The following is a 22,039-nucleotide window of genomic DNA, read 5'->3' as shown; positions in this document are numbered from 1 at the left end:
AAGCACTATGAATATTTACATCTCAGGCTCAATGGCTTATGACAGGATTATGGATTTTCCGGGGAGATTTTCAGACCATATTCTACCTGACAAGATACACATATTGAATGTGTGTTTTACGGTTAACGGGATGCGGGAAAAATTCGGAGGCACGGCAGGCAATGTTGCCTATTCGCTGAACCTGCTCAATGAGAAGCCGGTTATTCTTGCGACAATAGGCAAAGACTATGCAAATTATTTTGAATGGCTAAAGAAGAATAAGATCTCGCTGGAAGGCATAAAAATAATAGATGAGGAGTTCACTGCAGGCGCATATATCACTACTGACAGGGCAGACAACCAGATAACAGGGTTTAATCCCGGAGCAATGAAATATCAGTCGGGATATAAATTCAACAGCGCTGCTCCTCGTGATTCAATTGCACTTATCGCGCCGGGAAATCTTCAGGACATGGCTGAATATGCAAGGGAATGTAAAGAGAAAGGAATCAGATATATCTGCGATCCAGGACAGTCTTTGACCGCATGGGAAAAGGAACCGCTGAAAGAATGGATTGACGGCTCAATGATGCTTGTCTCCAATGATTATGAGCTTGAGATGGTAATGAAGATGACAGGAATGAATAAAAAGGAACTTTTGCGCCTGACAAAGACTATTATCACAACACTGGGAGAAAAAGGCGCTTTAATCAGCACAGGCGAGTCCGATATCAAAATCCCTCCGGCAAAGGCGGGTGATGTTGTTGACCCTACGGGCGCAGGCGATGCATTCAGGGCAGGTTTGCTTAAGGGAATTGCAATAGGGAAAGACCTCGAAACAGGAGCTAAAATGGGCGCTGTTGCAGCGGTATATGCCATAGAGAAATACGGAACTCAGGAGCATGGCTATACTTATGAAGAGTTTAACGAGAGGTATAGGAGTAATTTTGGAGAGATGTGATTAACGAAAAGGCATTAAAGGCATATCTTAAGAAGAAATTCAGGAATGTCTCGCGGATAAAAATCAAAAAGCTCGGCTCAGGTGTCCACGGTTCTGGTTTCCTCATAGAGATTACAACAAATAAAGGGATTAAATCCTATGTGGTTAAGACCCTCGCTCCTGAAGGTTTTGGGCATGAGTATCCCTCGGACAGGGCAGGCATATTCCTCCTGGACCTTGATGAATTCAATAACCTTTCAAAACATGTGAAAGCTGTTGATGTGCTTTCTGAATTGAAAGACGGTTCAATTAAATCAATCGGAGGCGGAAAGGAGTATTACCTCCTGATGGAAAAGGGAGAGGGCAGGCATTATTTCAATGACCTTAATGAATTTGCAGGCAAAGAAAGACTCAATGAGATTGACATAAAAAAGATAAAGGCAATGGCGTCTTATCTCGCAAATATCCATTCAATAAAAAAAGATTCAAAAACACTCTATTGGAGAAAGTTGCGGGATACCGTGGGACACGGCGAGTGCCTTATGGGTGTTTTTGATACATATCCCGATGGGGTTGTCTCATATCGTGAGATGACGGATATAATCAAAAAATCAGTTGACTGGATTTATAAGTTGAAGCCGGGATATAAACGGCTTTCACAGATTCACGGAGACTTCCATCCGGGGAATATATGGTTTAGAACTGAAAATTCAAAATTCAAAATTCAAAACTCAAAACTTCGGGCAATAAACTCCGAACTTGATTTTATCTTGCTTGACCGGAGCCGCGGACCGTGGGGCGAGCCTGCGGATGATGTGACCGCCCTTGCAATAAACTATATCTTCTTCTCCATCAAAAAACACAATGACATTGCGGGGCCGTATCTTGAAGGGCTAAAGTTATTTTTTAATGAATATGTGAGATTATCCGGAGACGATGAGATTTATGAAATGCTTGCGCCGTTTTTTGCGTTCAGGGGCGCTGTTGTTGCAAACCCTGTGTTCTACCCCGAAGTGACACCTAAACAGCGTAAGATGATATTCAGATTTGTCCACGGCGTCTTAGACTCTGAGAGATTTAATCCTGAAAAGGCCAGGGATCTTATTTAGCCTATAAGCGCACAGAATCCTGCTCTTGTCAAGGTTTTTACGGCTGTGTTATCCTTAAGAGTTCAAAAAGTTATAAATTTTCGGAGGAAAGATGAAGGTTCTGGTAAGCGACAAGATCTCAGACAAAGGAGTTGAGATACTTAAGAAAGCAGGTCTTGATGTTGATGTCAAAACAGGCATGAAGCCTGATGAGCTTAAGGCATGCATCAGTGAATATCACGGCCTTGTCATAAGGAGCGCTACAAAGGCCACGGCAGAGATTATTGAGGCTGCAAAAAACCTTAAGGTAATAGGCAGGGCAGGTTCGGGGCTTGATAATGTAGACAAAGCTGCCGCATCAAAAAAAGGTATTGTTGTAATGAACACGCCGGGAGGCAATACGATTACAACAGCAGAGCATACAATTGCCCTTTTATTTTCACTTGCGAGACTGGTCCCGCAGGCGACTGCTTCTATGAAGGCAGGGCAATGGGAAAAGAAAAAATTTATGGGGGTTGAGCTCTTCAACAAAACTCTCGGTATTATGGGCCTCGGCAGCATCGGCAATCAGGTTGCTAAAAAGGCGCAGGGGCTTGAGATGGTTGTGATAGCCTATGACCCGTTTCTCAGCGATGACAGGGCAAAGGCTTTGGGCATAGAAAAAGTCTCGCTTGATGAGCTTTTCAGCAGGTCGGATTTCATTACGATACATACGCCTCTGACCCCTGAAACAAGGAACCTCATAAATTCAGAGACCCTCGGAAAAATGAAAAACGGGGTCAGGATTATCAACTGCGCAAGGGGAGGGATAATAAACGAGAAGGATCTGTATGAGGCATTGAAAAGCGGCAAGGTTGCAGGCGCTGCGCTTGATGTCTTTGAAAACGAGCCTCCTGAGGATTTTTCACTGATAGGGCTTGATAATGTAATATGCACGCCGCATCTCGGCGCAGCTACAGAAGAGGCTCAGGAAAATGTTGCAATCGCAGTTGCGGAACAGATTGCAGACTACCTTGTGCGCGGCACAATAAGAAACGCTGTAAATTTCCCTTCAATCCCTGCGGATCAGGTGGCAAGGCTTCAGCCCTATCTGAATCTTGCGGAGAAACTCGGGAGTTTTGCAGCGCAGGTGTTCGAAGGCGGCATTACTGGAGTTACGGTAGAATATATGGGAGATGTTTCGGAGCTTAACACTGCTCCTGTCACAATAGCGGCATTAAAAGGCTTGCTCACGCCGATACTGGAAGAGACAGTGAATTTTGTTAATGCTCCTTTTATTGCAAAGGAGCGCGGCATAGAGGTTAAAGAGACGAAGACTGCCGGGGCAGGCGATTACCAGAGCATGCTTGCCTTAAGAATTAAAGCAAAAGATAAGGAGAGGTATTTCGCCGGAACATTATTCAGCAAAAAAGACCCGAGGATTGTTCAGATAGACAACTTTGCAGTGGAGATAGCGCCTGAAGGGATAATGCTGTTTATATATAATGTGGACAAACCCGGAGTAATCGGGAATCTGGGCTCATTCTTCGGCAAGAACAATATCAATATAGCCCGTATGCATTTTGGAAGGGAGAGCGCAGGAGGCACGGCGATATCTGTAATGAGCATTGATTCTCCCGTGACATCCTGTCAGCTTGATGAGATAAAAAAGATGCCGAATATCCTTTCTGTAAAGGTGCTGAATCTCTAAAATTTAATATGAAGAGGATAAAATGTCTGTTGTAGTGATAGTTGGCGCCCAGTGGGGCGATGAAGGCAAGGGAAAGATTGTTGATGTGCTCACGGAGAAAGCCGATGCAGTGGCCCGGTATCAGGGAGGGCACAATGCAGGGCACACCGTTGTAATAAACAATGAAAAATTTGTTCTTCATATCATCCCTTCCGGAATTCTTCATAAAGGAAAAACCTGCATAATCGGCAACGGAGTGGTTGTTGAGCCGAAATCCCTGATTGAAGAAATGGACGGGTTGATAAAACGCGGGATTGATATAGGAAAAAATCTTTTCCTGAGCAAAAGCTCTCACCTGATAATGCCGTATCATGCCGCGATTGAAAGAGAGCAGGAAAGGCTTAAGGGCTCAAAAAAAATCGGGACAACAGGCAAAGGAATAGGGCCTGCCTATGTTGATAAGACAGCAAGGACAGGAATAAGAGCAGGCGAACTGCTTTATCCTGAGATTTTCAAAGAAAAACTTAAAAACAATCTTGCCGGCGTTAACCATCTCCTTAAGGTTCTCTATAATGCCCCTTCATTTGATGTTGATGATATATACAGCGAATACATGAGATACGCAGAGAGGCTTGCAGGCTGTATTGCTGACACGGATGTAATCGTCAACAGGATGATTGATGAAAATAAAAACCTGCTTTTTGAAGGCGCGCAGGGAACGCTCCTTGATGTTGATCACGGAACGTATCCGTATGTCACATCTTCAAGCGCTGCCGCAGGAGGAGCATGTACAGGGCTTGGCGTCAGCCCAACAAAGATTTCCAGCGTTATCGGTATTGTTAAGGCTTACACTACAAGGGTGGGTGAAGGTCCCTTCCCCACAGAGATAAAAGATTCCCTCGGAGAAAAGATACGGGAAAAGGGCGGCGAATACGGAGCCACCACAGGAAGGCCGAGGAGATGCGGCTGGCTTGATATGGTGGCGTTGAGGTATGCTGTAAGGGTAAACGGGTTCAGCGGGATTGTGCTGACAAAGCTTGATATACTTGACGGCCTTGAGAATATTAAGATATGCACTGCTTACAGGTGTGAAGGAAAGCTCTATGAAGAATTCCCGAAGGAACTGAACATTTTGGAAAAGTGCGAACCTGTCTATGGAGAGGTTCGCGGCTGGAAGGAAAATACAGGCGGCGTAAAAAGTTTTGAGAAACTTCCATCAGCAGCGCAGTCGTATGTTAAAAAGATAGAGAGCATGCTTAATGTCAAAGTCCGGATCATCTCTTCAGGCCAGAAAAGAGACGAACTAATAATTCTCAAGGAGGTGTTCTGATGTCAAAAAGACAACTTACCCGTCACAGGAAGAGACTTGAGACTAAATTTGAAGTGGATTCGATGGCAGCGGATTCGGTGGTATATACAGGGATAACAAGCGATATTTCTGAGAGAGGCATATTTATAAGAACCCGCTATGGGCTTGTGCCGGGGACAGTAATAAAAATAGAACTCTATCTGCCTGATAACAAAATTTCAAAACTCAAGGGGAAGGTGAAAAGGTCCATAAGAACTCCAATTGTATCTTTAAAAAATGGTATGGGGATTGAGATAATAGAAAAGGATTCAAGCTATACAATTTTTTTAAATGCAATGGATGAAGGCAATAAAGATAATCCTTCTGCCCCACAGGAGAATTCCAGCGCATCACCACCGCCTGAATACCTGATAATAACCTGCTCGGATTGTAATGTTAAAAATAAAGTGGCAAGGGAAAAACTTTCATTAAACCCGAGGTGCGGGAAGTGCGGGACATTCTTAAGAGCAGAGGATACGCTGTAGCCTCACGGCTGGTGAACTTAATCTATCCTTCAATATGCCCGTTGTGCAGCAACCTCTCTGACAGTTTTCAGCATTCACCGATATGCACAAATTGCTGGCGCGGGATTAAGCGTTATTCAGGGCCTTCATGCAGGATATGCGCTGTTCCCTTGGTGTCGGTGTATGCCGCTGTCTGCAAGGAATGCCTCACACATTTGCCTTCATTTTCAGTGGTCTTAAATTATGGCATTTACTCCGATGCGCTGGCAGAGGCAATTAATCTGATGAAATTCTCAGGACTGAGAAGATTTACCAATCCTCTGGGGAAATTGCTTCTGAATCTTGAAATGCCTGAATGCGACGGCATAATCCCTGTTCCTCTCAGCAAAAATGCTCTTAGAGCAAGGGGTTTTAACCAGTCGCTTCTCATGGCAAGGGTAATCTCAAAAAATATAAAGACGCCTCTTTATATGGATATGCTCTTAAAAGTAAGGGATACTCTGCCTCAGGTAGGTTTGGGCGCCAAGGAGAGGATGAAAAATCTCAGGGGAGCATTTAAAACCAACGGAAAAATAAACAACCTGAGACTGCTTCTTCTTGATGATGTAATGACAACAGGCGCGACAGCAAGAGAGTGCTCAAAGACATTAATGAGCGCCGGAGCAAAAGAGGTTATTGTTATTACTCTTGCACGGGCAGGCATGATGTAGTATCATATTGTTTCAGTTATGATTGATCTGCATACACATAGTTTATTCAGCGACGGAGAACTATTGCCCGCTGAATTGATACAAAGGGCATCGGTAATGGGTTACAAGGCTATTGCTATTACAGACCATGTGGACCAGTCAAATATTGATATTGTGATACCGAGGGTTGTAAAGGCGCTTAAAGCTTTAAAAGATTTTGTCTCAATCATAGCAATCCCCGGCGCTGAAATTACACATGTTCCGCCTGCGCTGATTCCTTCCATGGTTAAAGAGGCAAGGCAGCTTGGCGCAAGGATAGTTGTTGTTCACGGAGAGACAATAGCAGAGCCTGTTGCAGAGGGGACAAACAGGGCGGCAATAGAGGCAGGCGCGGACATAGTTTCGCATCCAGGCATTATCTCAACAGAAGACCTGCTCCTTGCAAAAGAGAAAGGCGTCGCCCTCGAGATTACATCGAGGAAAGGGCATTCGCTTTCCAATGGGCATGTTGCAAAAGAGGCAATAAAATTTGGCGTTCACCTTGTAATAAATACAGATGCCCACGGCCCCGCTGATTTAATAACCGGTGAGACTGCGAAAAAGATACTGCTTTCTGCAGGAATAGATGTAAATAGGATAGAATATGTCTTTGAAAATTCCAAGGCTCTTGTGGAAAAGGCGCTCAGGAGGGATTAATGCCAAAGCCTATAAAGAAAAAGATTGCAAAGAAAACAACATCCGGGACAGAGGCAAACGGAACTCTTTCAAGATTTAAGAAATCCGCAGAGGAGAGAAAGCGTTTTTTAATAACTGCACTTGCTGCCGTTGTTTTGTCAGTTATTGCAATCGGAGGCTTTTTCCTTTACAGCAATACCCAGAAAAACAAAGCTCAGAAGCTTGAATACGAGGCATATAAAATATACTACGGGCTTTATCAAAAACAGCCTGCTGCAGGCGAGGAGCGTTATAAAAAGGCAGCGGAGATATTCAAAAAGGCATACGATGTAAGAAAATCACCTGTATCCCTGTATTATATTGCGAACTGCTATTATGAACTTGGGAAATACGAAGATTCATTAAATGCTCTGAAAGAATTGAACCGGAAATTCCCTGATGATGAGAAGTTTGTCCCGCTTTCATATTATAAGATGGCTATGATCAGCCTGAAGAAAGGCAGCGCCGAAGAAGCTCTTAAATCTTTCGCCGTGCTTTACAATTATAAGACAGGAACATACAAAGACCTCTCTCTCATAGAGTCAGGCAAGATACTTGAAGCTCAGGGTAATATCGAAGAGGCAAAGAAGAAATACGAAGAGCTTATAAAAGATTTCCCTCAGTCTCCATTCTCCGAAGAGGCAAAGGCGAGGGTTGAAAGGAAGAAGGGTTAGAGGTTTGTTTACGATAGGAGACACAACTACTCGTTAGCGATATTCTTTTTCTTATTCAAGGCTGTAACCAGCACCTTTTTATTATTTGGCTTCTTGGTTTTTACAGTCTTGGTTTTATTTGATTTTTTATAGGATGCCTTTCTGTTGTCATACCTGTCTTCCCTGTCAGGCTGGAATTTTTCTTTTGGAGGGAGATTTATTTCGGTTCCGGGCTGGAGGGGTTTTACTCTCTCCATTGAATTTAGCGCAAGGACTGCCTTTACAGACAGGCCTGATTTCTTGGCAATCTTCTCTATGGTGTCACCCTTTTTGACAGTATATGCAGCAACAGTGAATCTTTCATCTTCAGGAATTTCAGAAAGGTTTTTCTGGAAAATTTCCTTTGTCCCAGATGGAATCCTGAGGATGTAAACAGGCATGCCGGGAGGCGTACACCATCTTCTGAGTTCAGGGTTCAACTCTTTTATTGTCTCTACTGTAGTATCAGCGCACTTTGCCGCAACCTCAAGGTCAATCGGCCCGTTTACCTTGACCTCATCGTAATTCAGCGGCTGATGATATACAATATTTCTGAATCCGAATTCTTCAGGGTTAGCGGCAATATTGCTTGCTGCTATAAATCTCGGGACATAGTTTTTCGTCTCGCTTTTTATATGGCGGGTATTAAGCAATGGCCAGTAATCATCGCTCTTGGAGCGTTTTAATGCCTTGAGTATCTTGCCCTCGCCTGCATTGTATGCAGCCATTGCAAGGTTCCATGAACCGAACATTTCATAAAGGTCACTGAGATAATTTGCCGCCGCAGTTGTTGATTTTACAGGATCTCTTCTTTCATCTCTCCACCAGTCTATTACAAGCCCGTATCTCTTTGCGGTTGCGGAAATAAACTGCCAGGGCCCTGCCGCCCTTGCAACCGAATATGCATAGGGATTAAAACCGCTCTCTATTAAGGAAAGGAATACTATATCCTCAGGGACATTTTTGTTTTTCAATATCTCCTTCATCAGTTCCACATATTTCCCTGAACGGCTCAGCCACATGGCAAATCTTTCCCTTATCCTCTCGGCAAAGAGAGCAGTGCTCTTCTCTACTGCCTTTACTGCCATGGGGTTTGATTTGTACGGGACGGTTTCAGTTTCTGCTACAGTGGGTCTTGCCTCAGGCGCTGCTTCTATTACGGGTTCTGCCTTTGTTACGGATTCTGCTTTTATGGCCGGTTCTGTTTTTTCAGCAGGCTTCTCCGAGATTACAGGCGGAGGCTGACCGTCCGCAGATTTTTCCTCCGGAGTCCCGGAGGCATAAAGCGGCGCAAACAAAAACAATATAAAGCATAAAACAGAAAACAAACGCAATTTGCCCATAATTGGTTAATTTTTACCTAACCTGATGTTTTTGTCAAGTAAAAGTTTTTATTCATCCATATTCTTCTCCAAAATCTCATAGTGAAACTGGTATAATACGAAAGCTTCCGTATTATGGGTAAAATAATCGCAATAGCCAATCAGAAAGGCGGTGTCGGCAAGACCACAACTGCTGTAAATCTTGCTGCTTCTCTTGCCCTTGCAGAAAAAGATATCCTCATAATAGACACTGACCCTCAGGGAAATTCTACCAGCGGACTTGGCATATCAAGAGACAATACGGAGAAGACTCTTTATGATTTTTATTCCGAAAAGTGCAAGATACGAGAAACGATAAGGGAAACAGAAGTAGATCATCTCGGCATTATCCCTTCAACCGTAGATCTCCTCGGCGTTGAGGTGGAACTTGTCGGACGCGAAGGCAGGGAGCATATTCTTTCTCATGCGATAGCTGCCATACGCGATAAATACCGGTATATATTTATCGACTGTCCGCCTTCTCTCGGTCTTTTGACGCTGAATGCGCTTGTAGCCGCTGATTCTGTTCTTATTCCTGTGCAGTGCGAATACTATGCGCTTGAAGGGCTCGGCCTTCTGTCAAACACCATCAGGCTTGTGAGAAATTCTTTTAACTCAGGCCTTGATATTGAAGGCATAGTCCTTACAATGTTTGATTCAAGAAATACGCTTGCAAATGAGGTTGCGGAAGAGGTCAGAAAACATTTCAGCAGCAAGGTATATAATACTGTAATTCCGAGAAATGTAGCGCTTGCTGAAGCGCCGAGCCACGGAAAGCCTGCCTTGCTTTATGATGCAAGGTCTAAGGGCGCGCAGAGTTATGTATCACTGGCAAAGGAGATACTGAATGAAAACGGCATTAGGCAGAGGACTTGACGCATTAATTCCTGAGAAGGGCGAAGAAATACTTCATCTGGAAGTCACCCGTATATCTGCCGGCGGAGAACAGCCGCGAAAGGTCTTCAGGGATGGCTCTCTCAAGGAACTTGCGGCCTCAATAAAGGAAAGGGGCGTGCTTCAGCCGATTATAGTCTCAAGGGCAGGAGACGGTTCGTTCAGGCTCATCGCAGGCGAACGGAGATGGCGCGCTTCGCAGCTTGCGGGGCTTAAAAAGATTCCCGCAATCGTAAAGAATGTTGCATCAAGAGACTCTCTGGAGATAGCGCTCATAGAGAACATACAGAGGGAGGACCTTAATCCTGTTGAAACAGCAGAGGCATTCCATAAACTAATGAGGGATTTCAACCTTACTCAGGAAGCTCTCTCGGAGAAGGTCGGGAAGGAGAGGGCTACTGTTGCCAATTACCTCAGGCTTCTGAAACTGCCCGAAGAAATAAAATCCTTAATCTCTGACGGCTCTTTGAGCATGGGACATGCAAGGGCCATCCTCTCTATCGAAGGAAGGGCCAATCAGACAGATGCCGCAAGAAAGATTATAAAGAAGGGGTTAAGCGTCAGGGAAACAGAAACGCTGGCTAAAAGCATCACTCTTTCAGGGACAAAAAAATCAAAAACACACAAAGGGCCTAAAGACCCGCAGATAGCATCCCTCGAAGACAAGCTTATAAAGAGTCTTGGCACAAAGGTAAGGATTCATCATAAAGGCAAAAAGGGCGGCAGGATAGAGATAGAATATTATTCCCTCGATGAACTTGACCGCTTGCTTGATATACTGATGATCTAAAAAGAGGCGTTATCTCTTCTTTTTCTTTGAAACTGCCTTTTTCTTCTTTGCAACCTTCTTTTTGGCTGCTATTTTCTTTGTCTTTACAGCCTTCTGCTTGGCAGTGGAGATTTCTTCCACCTCCACTCCGCAGCAATAGATGGGGCGCAGCTGTGTTTCAGGCATCTCTCTAACAGTGACTTCGCAGCCGCATTCATCACACTCATACCTTATGAATCTTGCCATGACATTCCTCCTTTTTTAGCAGTCTTTAAATAAATTGTATCACTTTCAACAGCTGTGTCAAATTTTTTATAAAGGTGATATGCGCAGTCAGGGCCGATAAGGTTCTTTAGTGTCCCCTGCTTAACTCATAGATACAGATTACTCAGAAAGCTGTTTATAGTTATCGCACGCATATTTATTCCCTTTGTCGCATGCCTTTTTAAAATCAGCGGCAGCTTTCCTTGTATAAGCAACGCCGCGGAAGAAATAAGCCTCGCCGTAGCTTGGGATTATAGTGAGAGCCTTGTTATAGTCTTCAATCGCTTCGTCATAGCGTCCTTTTTTGGCGTGTGCAAGCCCGCGGTTGTAATAGGCCAGGGCAAAATTCGGGCTCAGGGAGATGGCCTTGGTTGCGTCCTCAATGGCATTGTTGTATTGGCCTCTGTTGAAGTAGGCAAGCCCCCGGCGGTGGTATATCTCGGCATCATTGGGCTGTAACTCAATGCCCTTGGTGTAATCCTTAATTGCCTCCTCATATTTTTCTTTTCTGTAATATGCCTGTCCGCGGTTATAGTAAGCCTCAGCGTATTTAGGGTCTATTGAGATGGCTTTTGTATAATCTGCAATAGCCTTGTCAAAATCACCTTCGTTGTAAAAGTTGTTGCCCCTGTCGAAATAAATCTGGGCGTCAGCCCCCATCGCCGTATGGGAGTTCCATGCAATGATGAGGCAAATTCCTAAAAGAATAATCCTGATTTTCATATTCAGCTCCTTTTCAATCCTCTCAAATATTAATTAACCGTTATCCTTTTAGTCAATCCTTCCGCTTTTATTTTCTCCTGACCTGCAGCCGCGCCTGATAAAGTTTTTCCGTGAATCCCCCTTCTTCGAGGAATTGTTTCTCAAGTTGCCGCAGCTGTTGGTCAAGCAGGTAATTTGCCTGATGAATCAGGCAAATAAGGGTGTTGGCAGCGACTTCAGGTGAGCTTTGCTCGATATATGTCCTATAGGTCTTATACGACCTATTCTCTTCCCAAGCAAGCTTTCGAATGGCTTGTGCCTCTGGATTGTTTTTCTCCCAGAGCAGTAACCCCTTTTGCCGCAGAAAATCATGGTAGTCAAGCAGCAGCTCTTCAAGGCTTGCGCGGGCTACTCCGATAAGTTTCAGCTCGGTCTTTTTTGAAGTGCCTGAAGCCATGCTGCCTTCTGCAATATTCTGCTTGCCGCTGCGCGCTGCCTGCACCATCTGGTCATGCGTGCGCGACCGCTTGCCGATAAATCTATCGCAGAATACAACTGTGGCGTCATAAATGATTTCTGTAGTCTGATAGGATTTTAGGTTGCGGTATCCGCCGTGAGGAGGGATTAGGGCAGGTTTTTCATCTTTCTTATTTATCATATTGTCCCATTTGTCCTATGCGTCTTATCAGTCCCAAGACTCCCGGTAGTCTTGCTTCTTACCAAAGAAGCCTATCAATAATTTGCTTAGAGTCCGTGATTTCTTCCCAGCCGCAATACCTAACCGCGATTTCACCATGCCAGTAATAATAAACATCATCATCAATCTCTGAGGTATTCCCCAGACCGTAATAGTCTTTTAAATATCTGTGAATTTGCTTATACAGATCTTTTGCATTTTTTGCATATAAAAGCCTGTGAAAACTTTGCTCATATTCACCGCTGATGAATTCAAAAGTGGCGAGATAGAGTTTTTTATTTTTCTCAGTCTTCGCTTTCAATTTCTTTTGGATATTCGTTTGACATTCCACAGAAAGGGCAAAACTCTATCGTCGGCTCTGTTGCCTTTTCGGTGTCTTTAAGTATCAGAATTTGACTGATACCTTCACAATGGATACATTCGTATTCTTCCAAGCTAACCCTTTCTCATTTCGAGGCTGTCACCGGTGATTATGGTTTTATAAACTACACAACCATCCACATAAGGATGCAACTTGATCCGCATTGGTCAAATTGGCAGCATTAGCCAATGTCCCATCTTCCAACTGATTCCATATTTCCTCGGCCATGCTGTTTTCAATTGCTGCACCAACAAAAAATATATAAGGAGAAAGCCGCTTATTAGAAAACGCTTTGCGTATACGGGTTAAAGATGTTCTTGCTGTTTTCCAATGTTCATCTGCTCCGGCAGGATCAATACCGCCTTTGAGTTCTCCGAGAGCAACGTAACGAGATGGCATAGTAAAGGCGGTTTTCAATTCTTGAGGCTTACAATCAAGAAGGCACAAATCTATATTTTTCTTTATAAAAGGCACCGTCCGGTTATAAATCATAGTGCGAGTTCTGTCTTTGAATGACCAACTGAGTGCGGTAAGATACAGTTCTATGTCAGCATCGTCATCTTTACCGATTATCCATTCCTTACTGTCAGAGTGAAGCCATTGATAAGGGATTTTAGCAAGCGCAAGGTTCGCAAGAGTCGCACGAGTCAGTTTGCGCTCTCCCATGACTCCGCCGATATTTCGCATTGAACCACCCAAGGTATCGCCCCTTGTTAACAGAAACCTAAAAACCAGTTCTTCAACAAAAGCAGGCCCCGCTGGTTCAAGGTATTTTGCAATCAATCCATGGATTGCCTCTATCTTGTCTTCAGGCAGGAGATAATTAACTGCTTTGTCTGACACGCCCGATGCTGTCAATAGGGCAGGTTGTATGGTTTCAATGTTAAGCAAATCAACAGGAGTTGCGGCTTGAGATGCTGCTGCTTTTAAAGAACGCGCTTGCTCCACAAAAGGGGTTGCTCTACGGTTTTTTTCAAGAGCCAGAGCGACAAACCCGGCTCTAACTTCTTCATACGTAGTTACAAGGTCTGAACTACTGGACAGATGTTTATGATGCGGTTTGTTTTTAATCATCATATCTTCCTCCAGACATAAACACATTTTCTTAATGGATCACGTCCATGTTTACCCATTTGCTGGCTGCTGTTGCCCTTGCCGTTTGGCAAAACAAGAATATTTTCTACATGGAATCCCAGATTTTCGGCTATGTCAGAAAGGATCATATCAACTGAAATGCTTGCGCCTGCATAACGCACATTGTCATTTACCATAAATAAAAGGGCATTTGGTTTCAAGACACGTGCGCACTCGCCAATGACGCACGCCATTTCATAAAAATAGCCGTGCACCATCCTCGGAATGCCGTTGTTATTTAAGCGGCCTTCTTCTTTTTCTGCCTCAAGATAACGCAAGATAGCCTGTAACAATCTCTGATTGTCTGCGGCTACTATGGCGTCTCGCCATTTCGGATTAATTTTCAATAAATCTTTTGCCCTGTTTTCAACCGTACAACTTAACATTTCCTGTCTAAGCCTGCTTATTTCCTCTTCTCCTATGCCAAGAAGCGCTAATTCTAATGCGTACGTTCTTGTATAATCATAGCGGTTACAATAAGGCGGGGATGTCACCACTGCGTTATATAAGTTCTCTGGCAAGGTAGGCATTATATCAAGGCATGAACCGCAAAAAAGATTTATATCTCCCTGTAAAACTTTTGTGGAAAATAGTTTAGAGGTATCCTTGCCTGCCTCTAAATCATCGCAAATCTCATTTATTTTGGCGCAGATTGCCTTATCAAAATTGAGTATTTCCCCTTTATCGAATGGTTTTGCGCTTTGCCTGCGGCCTGAACGATAATCCCAACGGAGATATTGCCCATCCTTTCGCGTAAAGCTGACCGATTCCAACACACATAACAAGGCAAATCTTAAAACAGACTGAACCTGTTTATTTTCTCTCTGCAAAGCACCCATATATTTCTCGATTAATTCAAAAGTTTTCTTAGGATATGCGCCTGCTGTAATGCGTAACTCAGAAAGAGATATTCTGAGTTGTGATTGAGACCAAGGCCGCTCAATCTCCCAGCGTTTAAGGCAAGCAAAATCATCTTTTGTAAATTCTCTCTCTAAACATTTCCTTGCAAGGATAATCTGCTGTCCGATAGGAAGCAGTTCAATGCCATCACCATCAATTCCTGCATCGCTTGTCGCAAACAAGGCAGTGCCGCTGCCTGCAAACGGGTCGAGCACTTTACCGGATGTAATTCCATATTTTGACAACAGAAGTTCAATAAGAGATGCGGAAAACGCCTCTTTGTATTTATACCAGCGGTAGGTCGGTCTTGGTTTATTGGCTTGAAAACTTACAAGCTGCCGTGTTAATTCCGGCTGAAGCTTGATTTTATTATGAAAGCGCTGCATCAATTTATTGTCGAGAGTTTCTATTTCGGTTAAAGCGGTCTGCTGTTTAATAGAATAATGTGTTTTGTCATCAAGCTTCTCATCAAGCAAATCAACTGATGCTCTCTCAAAAAGATATGGACTGGTAATGTTAGTCACGCCTGCCTCCGATGATTATGAAGGGTTTAGGATTCATATCATTGTTCAATTATGTGCACCCAGATTCATTTTTTAGTTATTTCATCTTTAACCCATTGCAAGTTTTTTTCTGCATTCCTATAAGTAGGATCAAGTTTTAATGCCTCTTCAAAATGAACCTTAGCATTATTTAGTTTTCCCTGTTGAGCATAAACAAATCCTAAGTTGTTATGTGCATATTTGTCTTTTGGGTCAATTTTAACTGCAATCTCAAGGATTTTTTCTGCTTTAGCATACATCCCTTTTTTTATATAAGCCAATCCCAAGCTGTTATATTTTAGTTTTAATTCACTGAGGCTCAAGTTAGCAGATTTTTCGAATTGAGCTATCGCTTGATCATAATTTTGATAGTCCAGATAAATAGCACCAAGTGCCATTTTGACGTCACCATTATTTTGATCTAAAGACTTTAAATGTTTCTCAGCTTTATTTAAATAATTTGTATTTTGTTGTGCTAATCCCTCCTTGATATAGTATTGTGCAACCCTAAGTTTTACATGCTCTATTCTTTTACCTTTTGGCTTAAGCTCTATATATCTTTCATAATTATTTAACATCCTTGAATAATATTTTCCTCCCTGAAACTCTATGTCTTCATATATTCTACCCAATAAAAAATAAGCTTGAGCATGGCTGGGATATTTATTGATTTCTTCTTTTAGTTCCTCAATTGCTAACTCGTAATCTTTTTTGTTGAAGGCATCTGTTGCATTTCTATAATTTAAATTTGAGGAAAAATTCTTGTCTTCGTCTACTGTAATAATAGTGAAGTCGTCTTTATGATTTCTATCATAAAATTTATTGATGAGAACATTTCCACCAAGATATAGAATTATTAATGATGATACTATTATTATTAAAGAGTATCTTATTTTTATTGGTTTCATATTCTATTTCCTAATATTTTTTGCATTATCTTCAAACCACTTCTGCCTTGCTTTGTGAGATAAGTCTGATGCTCTTTCTCTTAACTCAATGCCTCGTTTTATATATTCATTTGGCTCTTGAAGATTTAATTCCAACGTTCCTTTTTTGCCCCACGAGACTTTAAATTTCTCTGTAATTAAACTATTTTTATCGACTATGATATAAAAATCACATCTATTTTTCCCTGAGAGATGCTTTAAAGAAAACTCAAAAGAACCACTATGATTGCTTTCTTTTTTCTCAAGACTATCACTTGTATTTATGCGTGAATCAAGTATTTTTGAGTTGAATCTTCCTTTAAGTACGAACTCTTTTGCATGGTAAGCTGATTTGTTTTGCAATTCGCCATGATATGCAACGATGCTACCTGTTTCATATTTTGCGAATTTGGTTTCAATATCACCATTTCCTGGTTCAGTAAAAAAATTGCTATGAATTACTACCCCTGCAACTATAAAAGGCAAGATATATGCTAAAACACTAAATATTGGACGTAATTTTGTCTTAGTATTTGTAAAAAACAAGCCTAATCTTTTAATTTTGGTGATTGTCTGTTCATTTTCTGTGTTTCCCATTAAGCAACGCCGCCTTGCGTATTTTTGTTTAAGTACGTAAAAACTTATTATAGATTAAAAAGATGATGATAAAATAACTAAGCTCAACTTCTCCTTTTACCCGCATTTTGTAAATCCGCAGTTGTGGCAGACTGCGCAGCCGCTTTCGTGCTCAACTGCGCCGCCGCATTCAGGGCATGCGCCTATCAGCATGATTGCCGAAACGTCCTTGTGTCCGTTGCCGTTTCCTTTCTTGCCGTCTGTCTTATGTTTTTCGATAGCCATTGCAATTGCGTCAGCACATGAGAGGATCTGCCCTCCGCTATGCCATGCCGGCTGGTGGCAGCGCACGCCTTTAAGTTGACTTGTTATTACTTCAGGCTCAATATTCGACCTCAAAGCAAGTGAAATGAGCCTGCCGATTGCCTCTGCCTGGCTTGAAGCGCACCCGCCTGCCTTGCCCATTGACGTAAAGAGTTCAAAGAGCTGTCCTTTGTCATCCTCGTTGATTGTTATATATAGATGTCCGCATCCTGTTTTCATAAGGCGCGTGGAGCCTTTAATCATCTCCGGCCTTTTCCTCGGAATTATCTTCTGTGTGTGCGCTGCATCCGCTGCCTGAGGTTTTTCCTTTGACTTGCCTGTTGTAAGCACCTGTTCTTCCCTTGAGCCGTCGCGATAAACAGTGACCCCCTTGCAGCCGAGTTTGTATGCAAGCAGGTATACATCTTCAACATCCTTTGGCGTTGCCTCATGTGAGAAGTTGACTGTCTTTGATACTGCATTGTCAACATATTTCTGGAAGGCAGCCTGCATCACTATATGCTCTTCAGGCGTTATGTCATGCGCCGTGACAAACACAGCCTTAACATCATCAGGAATTTCCTTAAAATCTTTTATCGTCCCTTTCTCAGCGATTTGCTCCATCAATTCCCTGTTCCAGAAGCCCCGCTCTTTGGCGACTTTTTCAAAATGAGGATTTACCTCTATAAGTTTTGTGCCTTCCATAACAGTCCTTACATAGGAGACTGCAAAGAGAGGCTCTATGCCTGATGAGCATCCTGAGATTATGGATAATGTGCCTGTCGGCGCAATGGTTGTAACTGTTGCGTTTCTTACCCTGAGTTTTCCGTCATAGATGCTTCCTTCGTAATTTTCGAAAACTCCCCTTTCTTCCGCGAGCGCTGATGATGCCTTTTTGCCCTCTGCTTGTATAAATCCCATAACCTCCCCGGCAAGCTCTACTGCGCGTTCGGAGTTGTAAGGTATGTTCATCTGAATCAGCATGTCTGACCATCCCATAACGCCGAGCCCTATCTTTCTGTTTGCCTTTGTCATCTCCTCTATTTTTTTCAACGGATATTTGTTTACGTCTATGACGTTGTCAAGAAAATGCACTGCTTTCCATGCGGTGTCTTTTAGTTTCTGCCAGTCCACCTGCGCTTCACTGTCATGCCTGACATGGGTTGCCAGATTGATTGAACCGAGATTGCATGATTCGAATGGAAGCAATGGCTGTTCTCCGCACGGGTTTGTTGATTCTATCGAACCTATATGCGGAGTGGGGTTTGATTCATTTACCCTGTCAAGGAACACAATGCCCGGCTCTCCGTTTTTCCATGCATGGTTTACTATCAGGTCAAAAACTTCTTTTGCCTTGAGCCTTTGAGTAACCTTCTGCGCGCGCGGGTTTAAAAGGTCATACTGCCTGTCTTCTGACAGGGCCTTCATGAATTCTTCCGTGAGCCCGACCGAGATATTAAAATTGGTAAGCTTTGTATTTTCATCCTTGCATGTGATGAAGCTTATGATATCAGGATGGTCAACTCTCAAAAGGCCCATATTTGCGCCTCTTCTTGTCCCGCCCTGCTTTACCGCCTCTGTTGCTGTATCAAAGACTGTCATGAACGATATCGGGCCTGATGATACGCCTTTGGTTGAACCCACGACATCTCCGTTGGGCCTGAGCCTTGAAAAGCTGAATCCTGTTCCTCCGCCTGATTTATGTATTATTGCGGCGTTCTTCACCGCATCAAATATGGATTCCATTGAATCATCAACAGGAAGCACAAAACATGCAGAGAGCTGTCCCAGCCTTCTTCCAGCATTCATCAGTGTGGGGCTGTTAGGGAGGAAATCCAGAGAGGTTGTCATCTCATAAAAAGATGACTCTAATGCATTGACTTCCGCCTCTGTCTTTCCATAGTGAAGGTCGGCAGCTGCAACACTCCGCGCAACCCTTTTGAAAAGCTCATGAGGCGTCTCTACAATCTTCCCTTCCTCATTTTTTTTGAGATACCTTTTCTCAAGGACTTTCATCGCATTCTGTGTAAGGCTGAGACCATTTAAGACCTTCATAAATTCCTCCCCGTAAAATTATATTATTTATAGTATTTCTTTAAATTCCGTCTGGCTGTTATAACTTTCACGCAAACTCATCCGCTGTCTGAATTCTTCAACGGCACTTTCTTTTTCTATAGGACAGGCTTTTGTACAGATATCAGGGCATTTCAAGCAGGCAAACCAATCTTCAAAGCCCTTGCAAATCTCCACGAATAGGAGTCTCCTTCCCCGATATTATCGGGACAATAATTTGTGTTGTTAAATGAAGTTTCAGTAATTAAACCACAATATCTTGTGTATGTCAAGCGGAAAGTTGTTTTTTTGTAACTGCATGATTTGCAAGGATTTTATCGGTGAAATCAGTGTTGAGAGATTGTCAAGTAAAATTAAAACACATTGCCGAACAACATTTTCGCTTTTTGCAGAGACTTTTTGACAAATCTATGGCTCGTTACAGGCAATTTCAAAACTCGTTCCGAAGGCTTTCGGAACTCAAACAATTGAAATTGCTTATCTTCCACTTCGCCGAGATTTGTTACCAAAAATTCTCTGATGTCGCTCAAAGATATTCGGCAATGTGTTTGTGTTAAAATTATCTGTCTATGAAAGAGAAAAAAGGCAGAGTTTATCTTGTTGGCGCAGGCCCCGGCGATATCGGACTGCTGACAGTCAAAGGTATGAAATGCCTCCAGAGAGCAGATGCGGTGGTTTATGATTTCCATTTAAATGCTCAGGTTTTGAATTACATAAAACATGATGCTGAATTCATATACGCCGGCAAGAGAGGCGGACACCATACAATGACGCAGGATGAAATAAACAAGGTCCTTGTTGAAAAGGCAAGAGAAGGAAAAGTTGTATGCAGGCTTAAAGGCGGCGACCCCTTTGTATTCGGCAGGGGCGGAGAAGAGGCAGAGGCGCTTGCTGAAAACAATATTGATTTTGAAGTTGTGCCCGGCGTGAGTTCTGCTGTGGCAGCGCCTGCATACGCAGGAATACCTATCACACACAGGGGATATTCATCTTCATTTGCGGTAATCCCGGGTTATGAGGACATGACAAAAGAAGAGTCTGCGATAGACTGGGCAAAGCTTGCAACAGGAGCCGGCACTCTGATTTTTTTAATGGCTGTGAAAAATATGGATGTCCTCATAAAAAAACTTATGGAAAACGGCAGAAGCCCGGACACGCCTGTTGCGGTGATAAGGTGGGGCACAAGGCCTGACCAGAAGACCATAACAGGCACTCTGAGAGACATTGCCGACATTGTGAAAGAAAAAGATATAAAGCCGCCTGCCGTTATGGTTATCGGCGAAGTCGTGAAATTAAGAGAGAGACTCATGTGGTATGAGAAGAAACCTATGTTCGGACACAGAGTGCTTGTGACAAGAGAGCATGCCGGAGGATTTGAGCCTCTTGAAGATCTGGGAGCGGAGATGATCGAATTTCCGACTATAGAGATAGCGCCGCCGGAAAACTATGATGAGCTTGACAGAGCGATAAATAAAATTGAGGTGTATAACTGGATTATTTTTACAAGCGGCAATGGCGTGAAGTATTTCCTTAAAAGGATGATGGAGAAAGACAAGGACATCAGGGATTTGAAGGGCATAAAGATATGCGCCATTGGAACAAAGACAGCAGCGGAAATAAAAAAATACGGAATTAAGGTTGACTTAATACCTGAGGAATTTAATGCGGAAGGACTGATAAAAACATTTATCAAGATTCAAGATTCAAGATTCAAAATTCAAAGTTTAAAGGGGATAAAGTTCTTACTGCCGCGCGCTGAGAAGGCAAGAGAGATTTTCCCTGAGAAGGTGAGAGAATCAGGCGGAGAGATTGATGTCCCTGTAACTTACCGCGCAGTCAAACCGGAGATGCACGGCAAACGGTTAAAGCGGTTTTTAAAAGAAGGGCGCATATCAGTTGCGACATTCACAAGCGCGTCAACATTCGACAACTTCATGGAGATTATCGGGGAAGATGCTGATGAGCTTCTCAGGGATGTTGCGATCGCTGTTATCGGGCCTGTAACTGCAGGGGCAGTTGAAAAGGCAGGGCTCAAAGTTGAGATTATGCCTGAGACCGCGACAATTGAGGCAATGGTTGAAGATATTATTAAATGGGCGGCAAAGACGAAAACTGCTGTATAAACCCAAATCCCGATTTAGACTTGCTAACGGCTCGTCTTTGCTGTCATTGCGAGAACCCGAAGGGTTCGTGGCAATCTTTCTGCAAAAGCTTGAGATTGCTTCGTTTCACTCGCAATGACAATTTCTAAATCGGGATTTGGGATAAACATTCCCGTCGCAACTGGACTGTCTGTTTTATGAAATGGTATCATAACAACTACAGTTTCTGTGTCTGGTAATTTTCACTTTTAATTTTGATTTTTGAATTTTGGATTTCTGTTAATGCCCCCTTAGCTCAGTAGGATAGAGCACAGGTTTCCTAAACCTGGGGTCGCAAGTTCGATTCTTGCAGGGGGCACCATTTTTATTTAAATGAAAAACCAACTTAAATATCTCCAGAATTTATTTTATGACATGATGAATGACTACGGCAGGGTTTTTGTCGTAATCAAGCAGTCTGAACGCACCATGATAGGCAGCAGGGGGTTTACTGACGAAGAAAAAGAAAACGGGCTTGTACTGGCTTTTAACAGCAAAAACTATAAAACCCTTCAGTGGACTGAAGACGGGAGCATAGTAACAACGCTCGGATTCGGCTCTACCAATAAAGTGGAGAACTGCTTTCTGCACTCCGATGATATAATCTCTGTATACTCTCCTGATGCGAAGATAAAATTTGACAGGTGGGATATGATGGAAACTAAAGATTCTCTGTCAGAATCTCAAAAAATCCGGAACGGCAAAAAAGATGCTGTGACTAAAGGGAAGATAGTTTCACTGGACAGCTTTAGAAAAATAAAACCCTGAGCCTTGATTTTTAGGCAGGCATGTTATAGCATTCTATCAGTATGG

The 22,039-nt window shown here is 43.0% G+C and carries 22 protein-coding genes and 1 tRNA gene; 13 read left to right on the top strand and 10 right to left on the bottom strand.

Going from position 1 to position 22,039, the window contains the following annotated elements; translation table 11 throughout:
- Positions 1-7: 7 nt before the first annotated feature.
- The 8 genes from HY035_09390 (at position 8) to HY035_09355 (ending at position 7,565) form a co-directional block, all read left to right on the top strand.
- Positions 8-940 carry a carbohydrate kinase family protein gene (locus HY035_09390; protein ID MBI3378592.1) on the top strand — a complete coding sequence of 311 codons (933 nt, stop codon included), beginning with the start codon at positions 8-10 and terminating at the stop codon, positions 938-940.
- Positions 937-2,028, top strand: coding sequence for an aminoglycoside phosphotransferase family protein (locus tag HY035_09385; GenBank protein ID MBI3378591.1), 1,092 nt, complete (start codon positions 937-939; stop codon positions 2,026-2,028). The genes HY035_09390 and HY035_09385 overlap by 4 nt, the downstream gene beginning before the upstream one ends.
- A gap of 91 nt (positions 2,029-2,119) precedes the next feature.
- Positions 2,120-3,697 carry a phosphoglycerate dehydrogenase gene (locus tag HY035_09380; protein MBI3378590.1) on the top strand — a complete coding sequence of 526 codons (1,578 nt, stop codon included), beginning with the start codon at positions 2,120-2,122 and terminating at the stop codon, positions 3,695-3,697.
- A gap of 22 nt (positions 3,698-3,719) precedes the next feature.
- Positions 3,720-5,006 carry an adenylosuccinate synthase gene (locus tag HY035_09375; protein MBI3378589.1) on the top strand — a complete coding sequence of 429 codons (1,287 nt, stop codon included), beginning with the start codon at positions 3,720-3,722 and terminating at the stop codon, positions 5,004-5,006.
- A complete protein-coding gene (locus tag HY035_09370; protein ID MBI3378588.1) occupies positions 5,006-5,509 on the top strand; it encodes a PilZ domain-containing protein in 504 nt (167 codons plus the stop codon). The genes HY035_09375 and HY035_09370 overlap by 1 nt, the downstream gene beginning before the upstream one ends.
- Positions 5,473-6,198 (top strand): ComF family protein, encoded by a 726-nt coding sequence (locus tag HY035_09365; GenBank protein MBI3378587.1) that lies wholly within the window; start codon positions 5,473-5,475, stop codon positions 6,196-6,198. Before HY035_09370 ends, HY035_09365 begins: the two co-directional genes overlap by 37 nt.
- Before the next feature lie 18 nt (positions 6,199-6,216).
- Entirely contained in the window at positions 6,217-6,873 is a 657-nt protein-coding gene (locus tag HY035_09360) for a histidinol phosphate phosphatase domain-containing protein (GenBank protein ID MBI3378586.1), read from the top strand.
- The gene (locus HY035_09355) at positions 6,873-7,565 is read left to right on the top strand and encodes a tetratricopeptide repeat protein (protein MBI3378585.1); all 693 of its coding nucleotides are present in this window, start codon (positions 6,873-6,875) and stop codon (positions 7,563-7,565) included. Before HY035_09360 ends, HY035_09355 begins: the two co-directional genes overlap by 1 nt.
- Positions 7,566-7,591: 26 nt before the next feature.
- Here HY035_09355 and HY035_09350 read toward each other — a convergent pair whose 3' ends face one another.
- Positions 7,592-8,926, bottom strand: coding sequence for a transglycosylase SLT domain-containing protein (locus tag HY035_09350; GenBank protein MBI3378584.1), 1,335 nt, complete (start codon positions 8,924-8,926; stop codon positions 7,592-7,594).
- A 114-nt stretch (positions 8,927-9,040) separates the two neighbouring features.
- Between HY035_09350 and HY035_09345 the strand changes: the two genes are divergently transcribed.
- Both HY035_09345 and HY035_09340 read left to right on the top strand, forming a co-directional pair.
- Entirely contained in the window at positions 9,041-9,820 is a 780-nt protein-coding gene (locus tag HY035_09345; GenBank protein MBI3378583.1) for a ParA family protein, read from the top strand.
- Complete coding sequence (locus tag HY035_09340) at positions 9,792-10,628, top strand: ParB/RepB/Spo0J family partition protein (GenBank protein MBI3378582.1); 837 nt, start codon at positions 9,792-9,794, stop codon at positions 10,626-10,628. The genes HY035_09345 and HY035_09340 overlap by 29 nt, the downstream gene beginning before the upstream one ends.
- Positions 10,629-10,637: 9 nt before the next feature.
- On the opposite strand, the gene HY035_09335 is transcribed toward HY035_09340, so the two are convergent.
- The 9 genes from HY035_09335 to HY035_09295 form a co-directional block, all read right to left on the bottom strand.
- Complete coding sequence (locus HY035_09335) at positions 10,638-10,853, bottom strand: hypothetical protein (protein MBI3378581.1); 216 nt, start codon at positions 10,851-10,853, stop codon at positions 10,638-10,640.
- A 138-nt stretch (positions 10,854-10,991) separates the two neighbouring features.
- The gene (locus HY035_09330; protein ID MBI3378580.1) at positions 10,992-11,594 is read right to left on the bottom strand and encodes a tetratricopeptide repeat protein; all 603 of its coding nucleotides are present in this window, start codon (positions 11,592-11,594) and stop codon (positions 10,992-10,994) included.
- Positions 11,595-11,661: 67 nt separating this feature from the next.
- Positions 11,662-12,231: a four helix bundle protein gene (locus HY035_09325; protein ID MBI3378579.1), complete on the bottom strand. Its 570-nt coding sequence runs from the start codon at positions 12,229-12,231 to the stop codon at positions 11,662-11,664.
- Between the two features lie 58 nt (positions 12,232-12,289).
- Positions 12,290-12,601 carry a hypothetical protein gene (locus HY035_09320; protein ID MBI3378578.1) on the bottom strand — a complete coding sequence of 104 codons (312 nt, stop codon included), beginning with the start codon at positions 12,599-12,601 and terminating at the stop codon, positions 12,290-12,292.
- A 147-nt stretch (positions 12,602-12,748) separates the two neighbouring features.
- The gene (locus HY035_09315; GenBank protein MBI3378577.1) at positions 12,749-13,705 is read right to left on the bottom strand and encodes a restriction endonuclease; all 957 of its coding nucleotides are present in this window, start codon (positions 13,703-13,705) and stop codon (positions 12,749-12,751) included.
- Positions 13,705-15,102, bottom strand: coding sequence for a site-specific DNA-methyltransferase (locus HY035_09310; GenBank protein MBI3378576.1), 1,398 nt, complete (start codon positions 15,100-15,102; stop codon positions 13,705-13,707). Before HY035_09310 ends, HY035_09315 begins: the two co-directional genes overlap by 1 nt.
- 152 nt (positions 15,103-15,254) lie before the next feature.
- Complete coding sequence (locus HY035_09305; GenBank protein MBI3378575.1) at positions 15,255-16,115, bottom strand: tetratricopeptide repeat protein; 861 nt, start codon at positions 16,113-16,115, stop codon at positions 15,255-15,257.
- 3 nt (positions 16,116-16,118) lie between these two features.
- The gene (locus HY035_09300; protein ID MBI3378574.1) at positions 16,119-16,730 is read right to left on the bottom strand and encodes a hypothetical protein; all 612 of its coding nucleotides are present in this window, start codon (positions 16,728-16,730) and stop codon (positions 16,119-16,121) included.
- Positions 16,731-16,826: 96 nt separating this feature from the next.
- Complete coding sequence (locus HY035_09295; GenBank protein ID MBI3378573.1) at positions 16,827-19,067, bottom strand: vitamin B12-dependent ribonucleotide reductase; 2,241 nt, start codon at positions 19,065-19,067, stop codon at positions 16,827-16,829.
- 587 nt (positions 19,068-19,654) lie between these two features.
- Here HY035_09295 and cobA point away from each other — a divergent pair.
- The 3 genes from cobA (at position 19,655) to HY035_09280 (ending at position 21,994) form a co-directional block, all read left to right on the top strand.
- On the top strand, positions 19,655-21,208 hold the full coding sequence (cobA, locus tag HY035_09290) for a uroporphyrinogen-III C-methyltransferase (GenBank protein ID MBI3378572.1): 1,554 nt from the start codon (positions 19,655-19,657) through the stop codon (positions 21,206-21,208).
- 263 nt (positions 21,209-21,471) lie between these two features.
- Positions 21,472-21,548 (top strand) — tRNA-Arg (locus tag HY035_09285).
- 11 nt (positions 21,549-21,559) lie between these two features.
- Positions 21,560-21,994, top strand: coding sequence for a hypothetical protein (locus HY035_09280; protein ID MBI3378571.1), 435 nt, complete (start codon positions 21,560-21,562; stop codon positions 21,992-21,994).
- Positions 21,995-22,039: the final 45 nt, after the last annotated feature.

This window comes from Nitrospirota bacterium, assembly GCA_016195565.1.
Classification (GTDB): Bacteria; Nitrospirota; Thermodesulfovibrionia; order Thermodesulfovibrionales; family UBA1546; genus UBA1546.
The sequence above is the reverse complement of the archived record's forward strand: the minus strand, read 5'-3'. Positions and strand labels throughout refer to the sequence as shown.

What these genes read in the sequence shown, in the direction of transcription:
- HY035_09355 (MBI3378585.1), top strand. Translation starts at nt 6,873, where the DNA reads ATGCCAAAGCCTATAAAGAAAAAGATTGCAAAGAAAACAACATCCGGG.
- HY035_09340 (MBI3378582.1), top strand. Translation starts at nt 9,792, where the DNA reads ATGAAAACGGCATTAGGCAGAGGACTTGACGCATTAATTCCTGAGAAG.
- HY035_09305 (MBI3378575.1), bottom strand. Translation starts at nt 16,115, where the DNA reads ATGAAACCAATAAAAATAAGATACTCTTTAATAATAATAGTATCATCA.
- HY035_09390 (MBI3378592.1), top strand. Translation starts at nt 8, where the DNA reads ATGAATATTTACATCTCAGGCTCAATGGCTTATGACAGGATTATGGAT.
- HY035_09360 (MBI3378586.1), top strand. Translation starts at nt 6,217, where the DNA reads ATGATTGATCTGCATACACATAGTTTATTCAGCGACGGAGAACTATTG.
- HY035_09330 (MBI3378580.1), bottom strand. Translation starts at nt 11,594, where the DNA reads ATGAAAATCAGGATTATTCTTTTAGGAATTTGCCTCATCATTGCATGG.
- HY035_09280 (MBI3378571.1), top strand. Translation starts at nt 21,560, where the DNA reads ATGAAAAACCAACTTAAATATCTCCAGAATTTATTTTATGACATGATG.
- HY035_09295 (MBI3378573.1), bottom strand. Translation starts at nt 19,067, where the DNA reads ATGAAGGTCTTAAATGGTCTCAGCCTTACACAGAATGCGATGAAAGTC.
- HY035_09315 (MBI3378577.1), bottom strand. Translation starts at nt 13,705, where the DNA reads ATGATTAAAAACAAACCGCATCATAAACATCTGTCCAGTAGTTCAGAC.
- HY035_09380 (MBI3378590.1), top strand. Translation starts at nt 2,120, where the DNA reads ATGAAGGTTCTGGTAAGCGACAAGATCTCAGACAAAGGAGTTGAGATA.
- HY035_09335 (MBI3378581.1), bottom strand. Translation starts at nt 10,853, where the DNA reads ATGGCAAGATTCATAAGGTATGAGTGTGATGAATGCGGCTGCGAAGTC.
- HY035_09300 (MBI3378574.1), bottom strand. Translation starts at nt 16,730, where the DNA reads ATGGGAAACACAGAAAATGAACAGACAATCACCAAAATTAAAAGATTA.
- HY035_09345 (MBI3378583.1), top strand. Translation starts at nt 9,041, where the DNA reads ATGGGTAAAATAATCGCAATAGCCAATCAGAAAGGCGGTGTCGGCAAG.
- cobA (MBI3378572.1), top strand. Translation starts at nt 19,655, where the DNA reads ATGAAAGAGAAAAAAGGCAGAGTTTATCTTGTTGGCGCAGGCCCCGGC.
- HY035_09350 (MBI3378584.1), bottom strand. Translation starts at nt 8,926, where the DNA reads ATGGGCAAATTGCGTTTGTTTTCTGTTTTATGCTTTATATTGTTTTTG.
- HY035_09375 (MBI3378589.1), top strand. Translation starts at nt 3,720, where the DNA reads ATGTCTGTTGTAGTGATAGTTGGCGCCCAGTGGGGCGATGAAGGCAAG.
- HY035_09370 (MBI3378588.1), top strand. Translation starts at nt 5,006, where the DNA reads ATGTCAAAAAGACAACTTACCCGTCACAGGAAGAGACTTGAGACTAAA.
- HY035_09325 (MBI3378579.1), bottom strand. Translation starts at nt 12,231, where the DNA reads ATGATAAATAAGAAAGATGAAAAACCTGCCCTAATCCCTCCTCACGGC.